Source organism: Sphaerisporangium sp. NPDC049457 (assembly GCF_055586705.1).
On the sequence record NZ_JBVJHR010000042.1, the window covers coordinates 1 to 8,223 of the forward strand.

The following is an 8,223-nucleotide window of genomic DNA, read 5'->3' on the forward strand; positions in this document are numbered from 1 at the left end:
ACCGGCGGACGCGGCCGATCGGCCGGCAACTCCAGCGTGTCCGGCAGACCCGCCAACCGGTCACGCCAGAACCCCACCTGCCGCGCCGCCAGACTGCCCTCGTCCTCCTCAGACCCCAGCACCTGCCGCTGCCACAGCGTGTAGTCCGCGTACTGCACCGGCAACTCACCGAACCCCGGCGCCACCCCATCCAGCCGCGCCCGGTAGGCGGTTTCCAGGTCCCGCATCAGCGGCGCCAGCGACCAGCCGTCCCCGGCGATATGGTGCAGCACCACCACCAGCACATGCTCGTCCTCGGCGAGGCGGAGCAGCGCCGCCCGGAGCGGCAGCCCGGCTCCCAGGTCGAACGGCCGGGCGGTGATCTCCGCGATCGCCGCCTGGAGCTCCTCCTCGTCCGCGGTGGCGGCGGTCACGCTCGCCGCCACCGTGGCCCGCGCCGCGTCGGCGTCGATGATCTGCTGGCGCGGCTCGCCGTCCAGCTCGGGGAAGACCGTGCGCAGCGCCTCATGCCGGGCGACGATGTCCCCGAGGGCGGTGACCAGCGCGTCCCGGTCCAGGTCTCCGGTCAGCCGCAGGGCGAGGGGGATGTGGTAGTTGTCGCCGCCCTCCAGCCTGTTGAGGAACCACAGCCGCCGCTGGGCGTACGACAGCGGCAGCTCCTCCGGCCGCTCGACCGGCTCCACCCGCCGCCGCGCTCCCTGGGCGTTCTCGACGACGCGGGCGAGCTGCGCGACGGTGGGGGCCTCGAAGACCGAACGGATCGACAGCTCCACGTCGAGCGCCGACCGCACCCGGCTGACCAGACGCGTCGCCAGCAGCGAGTGCCCGCCCAGCTCGAAGAACCCGTCGTCCACCCCGACCCGCTCGACCCCCAGCACCTCGGCGAACACCCCGCACAGCAGGTCCTCCACCATCGTCCGCGGCGGGCGTCCGCCGGCGGTGGCGGCGGCTCCGTAGTCGGGGTCCGGCAGAGCCCGCTTGTCGAGCTTGCCGTTGACGGTCAGCGGCAGCGCGTCGAGCTCCACGAAGGCCGACGGCACCATGTAGTCCGGCAGCGACGCCGCCGCGTGCGCCCGCAGGCCCTCCATGTCGACGCGCGCGCCCTCGTCCGCGACCACGTAGGCGACCAGCCGCTTGTCGCCCGGCCGGTCCTCCCGCACCACCACCGCCAGCGGACCCACGCCCGGCCACCGCGACAGCACCGACTCGATCTCGCCCAGCTCGATGCGGTAGCCACGGATCTTCACCTGGTCGTCGGCCCGTCCGGCGAACTCCAGCCCGCCGTCCTCGGTCCGCCGGGCGAGGTCCCCGGTCCGGTACATGCGCGAGCCGGGCGGGCCGTACGGGTTGGCCACGAACCGCTCCGCCGACAGGCCGGCCCGGGCCAGGTACCCCCGGGCCAGGTTCTCTCCCGCGATGTACAGCTCGCCCACCAGACCCGGTGGGACCGGGAGCAGCCCGGCGTCCAGCACGTACGCCTGGGTGTTCCACAGGGGGTCGCCGAGGGGCAGCACGTCGGGCGGGATCGGCCGGCCCGGCTCGATGGCCAGGGACGTGCAGCCGACCGTCGTCTCGGTCGGGCCGTACTCGTTCACGACCCGCACGCCCGGGTGGGCCTTGCGCCAGACATCGAGCTGGTGGCCGGGCAGCGGCTCGCCGCCCAACACGAGCTCGGCGCGCGGCGAGTACTCGTCAGGCAGCACGTTCAGCACCGACAGGTGGCTCGGCGTGCCCTTGAGGAAGGCGAAACCGGAACGCGCGGTGCGGCTGCCTGGGTCGATGCCGCCGTCGGCCAGCTCGCCGAGGTGCACACAGCCGCCCGAGACCAGCGGCGCGAACAGCCCCGTCACGGTGAGGTCGAACGACACCGGGGAGTGCAGCAGGACGCCGGAGCGCACGGTCGTGTAGGTGTCGACCGACCACAGCAGGTAGTTGACCGCGGCCCGGTGCTCGATCACCGTGCCCTTCGGCCTGCCGGTGGAGCCCGAGGTGTAGATGACGTACGCCGGGTTCTCCGGGCGCAGCGGGGATCGCCGGTCCTCGTCCGTGACCGGCGCCGCCGAGTTCCCGGCCAGCTCGGCGCGTACCTCGGCCTGGTCCAGCAGGACGACGTCGATGCCGTCGGCGGGCAGCCGGGAAGCCAGCGCGGACGTGGTCACCAAGCAGACCGGACGCGTCTCAGCGAGCATGCCGGCGATCCGCTCGGCGGGGTGCTCGGGGTCGAGCGGCAGGTAGCCGGCGCCGGACTTCAGCGTGGCGAGCAGCGCGCCGACCAGCTCGACCGTGCGCGGCAGGGCGATCGCGACCAGCCGCTCGGGCGCCGCGCCGCGTGCGATGAGGAGGCGGGCCAGCCGGTTGGCGTCGTCGTGCAGCCGCTGGTAGACGCACTCCGCCGTCCCGTGCACGACGGCGAGCGCGGCCGGGGTGGTCGCGACCTGCCGGTCGAGGAGCTCGGTGAGGGTGACCCGTTCGGTGGGGTGCTCGGTGTCGTTCCAGTCCATCAGCATCCGCGCGCGCTCCGCGGGGTCGAGCAGCTCGATACGCCCGACCGGCAGGTCGGGGTCCTCGGCGACGGTCTCCAGGACGCGGCGCATCCACTCGCCGAGCCGGACCGCCTCGGGGTGGCTGAAGACGTCGGGCCGGTAGTCCAGCCGGAACGACAGGCGCGCTCCGGGCAGGCCGACGACGCTCACCGCGTAGTGGGTGGCGTCACGGGCCTGGACGTCGGTGATGCGAGCGCCGCCGGAGAGCGCGGGTGCGGTGTCGACGTCGATCGGGTAGTTCTCGTAGACGGTCGTGGTGTCGAACAGGTCGCCCAGGCCGGTCTGCTGCTGCACGTCGGCGAGCCCGACGTGCTGGTGCGCCATCAGCGCCGTCTGCCGGCCCTGGAGCTCGGTCAGCACGGCCGCCAGGGAGTCGCCCATCCGCCACCGCACGCGCACGGGCAGGGTGTTGATCAGCAGGCCGATCATCTGCTCCACCCCGGGCAGCTCCGGCGGACGGCCGGAGACCGTGCCGCCGAAGACGACGTCGGTCCGGCCCAGCAGCCGTCCGAGCACCAGCCCCCAGGCCCCCTGGATCAGGGTGTTCGTGGTCCAGCCCCGGCCGCGCGCGACGGCGGACAGCCGGGCGGTCAGCTCCTCCGGCAACTCGACCAGCACGCTCTCCGGCGCGACCAGTTCGCCGCCCCGCGCGGTGGAGCCGGTCAGCGTGGGCTCGGCCAGGCCCGCGAGCGACTCCGCGAAGGCGGCCAGCGCCGCGTCGCGGTCCTGGCGGGCGAGCCAGCCCAGATAGTCCTTGTACGGGGTAAGCCAGGGCAGGCCGGACGGGTCGCCCTTGCTCTCGTACAGCGAGAAGAGCTCGTCCAGCAGCACCGGCATGGACCAGCCGTCGACCAGGATGTGGTGGATGGTCAGGACCAGCCGGGTGACCTTGCCGGGCAGGGTCACCAGCACGAACCGCAGCAGCGGCGCACGGCTCATGTCGAAGCGGCGGACGCGCTCGGCCGCGACGAGCGCCTCGTACGCGGCCCGCGCCTCAGCCTCGTCGCGCGCGCCGGCCTCGTCGCGGCCGGCGAGGTCGACCTCGCGCCAGGGAACCCGCACCTCGCGGCGCACCACCTGGACCGGATTGTCCAGGCCCTTGTGCCGGAAGCTCACCCGGAGGTTGGCGTGCCGCCGGACGAGCGCCTCCGCGGCCGCGCGCAGGGCTGCGGTGTCCACCTCCCCGCGCAGCTCCATCATGACCTGGACGGTGTAGACGTCGAGGCCGTCCCGGTCGTAGAGGGCGTGGAAGAGCAGCCCTTCCTGCAGCGACGTGAGCGGCAGGACATCCTCAATGACGGAGTTCTTCACGGTCGTCTCAGTCCTCGTCCTCGTACTCGGCTTCCTCGTACTCGAGCAGATCGATGTGCTCCTGGCTCAGGGAGACCAGGGAGAGATCGGAAGGGGTCAGGCCGCCCGCACCTGGGGCCGCCGCCTGCGCCGACAGCGCCCGCAGCGCGTCCACCCAGGCCTCGGCGAGCGGGAGGACCTCCCCCTCGGTCAGCAGCTCGCCCGGCCAGGCCAGGTTCGCGCTCAGCCGTGGTCCGTCCGGGGTGTCCTCGGTGACCGCGTTGATCTCCAGGACGTGGCCGAACGGCATGCCGTCGTCGCCGATCGCGCCGGTCTCCTCGGTCTCGGAGTCGGAGAGCCACGGCTCGGCCGCGGCCGAGGCGGAGGTCTGGAACCGGCCCAGGTAGTTGAAGGAGATCTGCGGCGCGCCGAGCATGGCGAGCGCGTCGCCGGTCTCGGGGTTGAGGTGGCGGAGCAGCCCGTAGCCGATGCCCTTCTCAGGGACCTGCCGCAACTGCTCCTTGACGCGCTTCAACGCGTCGCCCACCTCGTGCGAGGCCGCGCGCACGGCCGGCCATGCGATGCCGCCGGGGTCGAGCCGCACCGGGTACATGCTGGTGAACCAGCCGACCGTCCGGGAGATGTCCACCTCGCCGAGCACGTCCTCCCGGCCGTGGCCCTCCACCTCCACAAGGACGGAGGAGTCGGCCCGGTGCCCGCGTACCTGGCGCCAGCGGCTCACGGCCAGCGCGAGACCGGTCAGCAACACGTCGTTCACTCCGGCGTGGAAGGCGGCCGGCACGGCGGTGAGCAGGGGTTCGGTCTCCTCGGCGGACAACGTCACGGTGACCGACCGGGTGGTGGCGAGGGTGTCCCGCGCCGGGTCCAGCGCGCGACCGGCCAGCGGCGGTTCCGCGCGGTCCAGCACCGCGGTCCAGTACGGCATCTGCGCGCGGTGCGCCGGGTCCTGCGCGGCCTGGGCCAGCAGGTGGGCCCAGCGGCGGAAGGAGGTACCGACCGGGTCGAGCCGGGGGTGCTCGCCGCTCGCGATCGCCTGCCAGGCGGCGGCGAGGTCGGGGAGCAGGATGCGCCAGGAGACGCCGTCGACGACGAGATGGTGGGCCATGAGGAGCAGCCGGCCAGGCTCGCCGGGGCCGGCGTCGAACCACACGGTCCGCAGCATGACGCCCCGCTCGGGGTCCAGGCCCAGGCGCGCATCGGCGGATCCGCGGGCGTACGCCTGCGCCCGCTCCGCCCGGTCGAGGCCGGTGACGTCCACGCGCCACACGCAGTCCTCGGCCCGTACGGCGCCGGGCTCGGGCACCTCCAGCGACCAGTTGTCGGGCCGCGCGATGAGGCGCATCCGGAGGGCGTCGTGGTGGTCGAGCAGGGCCTGCACCGCGCCGAGCAGCCGTTCCCAGCCCAGGTCCGCCGGGACGTTGACCAGGCGGGACATGTTGAAGGCGTTGATGGGGCCGCCGCCGTCCTGGAGCCAGCGCATGATCGGGGTGGGCGGCAGCGGGCCGACCCCGTCGTCTTCGAGCGGCACGCTCTGTTCGGTGACGGGTTGGGCGACCGCGGCCAGCGCGCGCACGGTACGTCGTTCGAACACCTCGCGGGGAGTCAGCACCAGCCCGGCCTTACGCGCCCGGCTGACCAACTGGATCGACACGATACTGTCGCCACCCAGGTCGAAGAAGTCCTCCTCCGGCCCCACCCGGTCCACCGCCAGCACATCGGCGAACACCCAGGCCAGCGTCTCCTCCACCGCGCTCAACGGCACCGCCGTGCCCGCCTCGACGGCCTCCCGCTGCGGCGCGGGCAACGCGTCACGGTCCAGCTTGCCGTTGACCGTCAACGGCAACGCGTCCACCACCATGACCACCGACGGGACCATGTACTCCGGCAGCTCCATGGCCAGCGCTTCCCGCACCCGCCCGACATCGGGCTGTCCACCGGCGGCGGTGACGTAGCCGACCAGGCGGCGCTCACCCGGACGGTCCTGCCGGACCACCACCACCGCATCAGCCACCGCCGCCTGCCGGGTCAACGCCGCCTCGATCTCACCCAGCTCGATACGGAACCCGCGCAGCTTCACCTGATCATCGCCACGCCCGACGAACACCAACTCCCCGGCCGCGGTGCGACGGACCAGGTCCCCGGTCCGATACAACCGCGCCCCGGGCGGGCCGTAGGGGTCGGCGACGAACCGTTCACCGGTCAGCGCCGGCCGGCCCAGATAACCCCGGGCCAGACCGCTGCCCCCCAGATACAGCTCCCCGACCACCCCGGCCGGCAGCAACCGCAACCGCTCATCCAGCACATACGCCCGCATGTTGTCCATCGCCGAACCGATCGGCAACGCCGCCGGCAACGGCCCCTCAGGCAGATAGCAACGGGTCGCGAACGTCGTGGTCTCGGTCGGGCCGTACACATCCACCACCGCTACATCCGGACAATGCGCACGCACCCGCTCCACCGCCGCCGGCGGCACGACCTCCCCGCCCGTCCACACCTGGCACACCCCCCGCAACGCCCCCGGCGCCTCCTCCGCCACCAACCGGAACAACCCGGTGGTGAGGAACACCGACCGCACGCCGAACCGCTCGACCATGCTCTCCAGGGTGTCCAGCTCCAACCGCCCCGGCGGAGCGACCACCACGGTCCCACCGTTCAACAACGGCACCCAGATCTCGTAGGTCGCCGCATCGAAAGCATGCGAGGAATGGAACAACACCCGCTCATGACCCCGCTCGAACGAGGCGTCCAACGCCAGCTCCACCACGTTGGCGTGACTGACCGCCACCCCCTTCGGCCGCCCCGTCGACCCCGAGGTGAACATCACATACGCCAGCCCAGCAGGATCGACCGGCTGATCGGCGACCACGTCGCCACCGGGATCCCCCCACGTCAGAACATGCGCGGGCAGGGTCAGCCCCTCAGGCAGATCGTCACGATCGGTGATCAGCACCGGCGCCGCGACATCCTCCAGGATGAGGTTCAGCCGCTCAGCCGGGAAGGAGTCGTGCAACGGCACATACACCCCACCCGCCTTCAGCACCGCCAGCATCGCCACCACCAGACCAGCCGAGCGGTCCATCAGCAACGCCACCGGCGTCTCGGCACCCACCCCCACCCCGGCCAACCGCGCCGCCCACCGCGACGCCAGACCGTCCAGCTCCCGGTAGCTCAATGCCCCGCTATGCGACAGCACCGCCGGCGCGTCCGGCACCCGCGCCACCTGCCGAGCGAACAGCTCCAGGATCGACACCAACGGACGAGGCTGATCCTCCACAGCGGTGAACTCGGCCCGCTCGGCCGGCTCCAGCACCTCAACCTCGCTCAACCGCACCGCCGGATCAGCCGCCACCTGCTCCAGCACCAGCCCCAACCGCCGGCCCAACGCCTCCACCGTCACCGCATCGAACAGATCAACGGCATACTCGATCACCCCTTCCATCCCCGCCGGGGCGCCGGAGGCGTCGAACACTTCGTGGAGGTCGAGGAACAGGTCGAACTTGGCCACACCGGCATCGGCGTGGTCGAGGGAGACACTCAGGCCGGGGAGGTCGAGCTCGGGCTCGGGGGTGTTCTGCAGGGCCAGCATGACCTGGAACAGGGGGTGGCGGGTCAGGGACCGGTCGGGTTCGATCACCTCGACCAGCCGGTCGAAGGGCAGGTCCTGGTGCGCGAACGCGGCCAGATCCTCCTGCCGCACCCGCTCCACCAACTCCGAGAACGAGGGGTCGCCGGAGGTGTCGGTCCGCAACACCAGCGTGTTCACGAAGAACCCGACCACATCGTCCAACGCATCGTCGGTGCGCCCCGCCACACCGGTGCCCAGCGGAATGTCGGTCCCCGCACCCAGCCGGGTGAACAGCGCCGCCACCGCGGCCTGCATCACCATGAACAGGCTCGACCGGCTCTGCCGCGCCAACCGGGCCACCGCCGCGTGCGTGAGGGCGTCCAACCGCCAGCGGACCACCCCTCCGCGGTAGGAGGCCACCGGCGGGCGCGGCCGATCAGTGGGCAGTACCAGGGTGTCCGGCAGGCCGGCCAGCCGGTCACGCCAGAACGCCACCTGCCGCGCCGCCAGACTGTCGGGGTCGTCCTCCGAGCCGAGCGTCCGCCGCTGCCAGACGGTGTAGTCCGCGTACTGCACCGGCAGCTCGCCGAACCGCGGTTCCGTGCCGTTGAGTCGTGCCCGGTAGGCGGTTTCCAGGTCCCGCATCAGCGGCGCCAGCGACCAGCCGTCCCCGGCGATGTGGTGCAGCACCACCACCAGCACATGCTCGTCCCGGCCCAGCTCGAACAGCCAGACCCGCAGCGGCAACTCGACGGCCAGGTCGAACCGGCAGGAAGCGGCGGCGGCCACCCGCCCGGCGACCTG

The 8,223-nt window shown here is 72.6% G+C and carries 2 protein-coding genes; both read right to left on the reverse strand.

Features of this window, described 5'->3' with window-relative positions:
• On the reverse strand, nt 1–3,854 hold a 3,854-nt coding region (locus ACZ6QO_RS37715), incomplete at its 3' end, for an amino acid adenylation domain-containing protein (protein ID WP_465858303.1).
• Nucleotides 3,855–3,861: 7 nt separating this feature from the next.
• Complete coding sequence (locus ACZ6QO_RS37720) at nt 3,862–8,208, reverse strand: amino acid adenylation domain-containing protein (RefSeq protein ID WP_465858305.1); 4,347 nt, start codon at nt 8,206–8,208, stop codon at nt 3,862–3,864.
• Nucleotides 8,209–8,223: the final 15 nt, after the last annotated feature.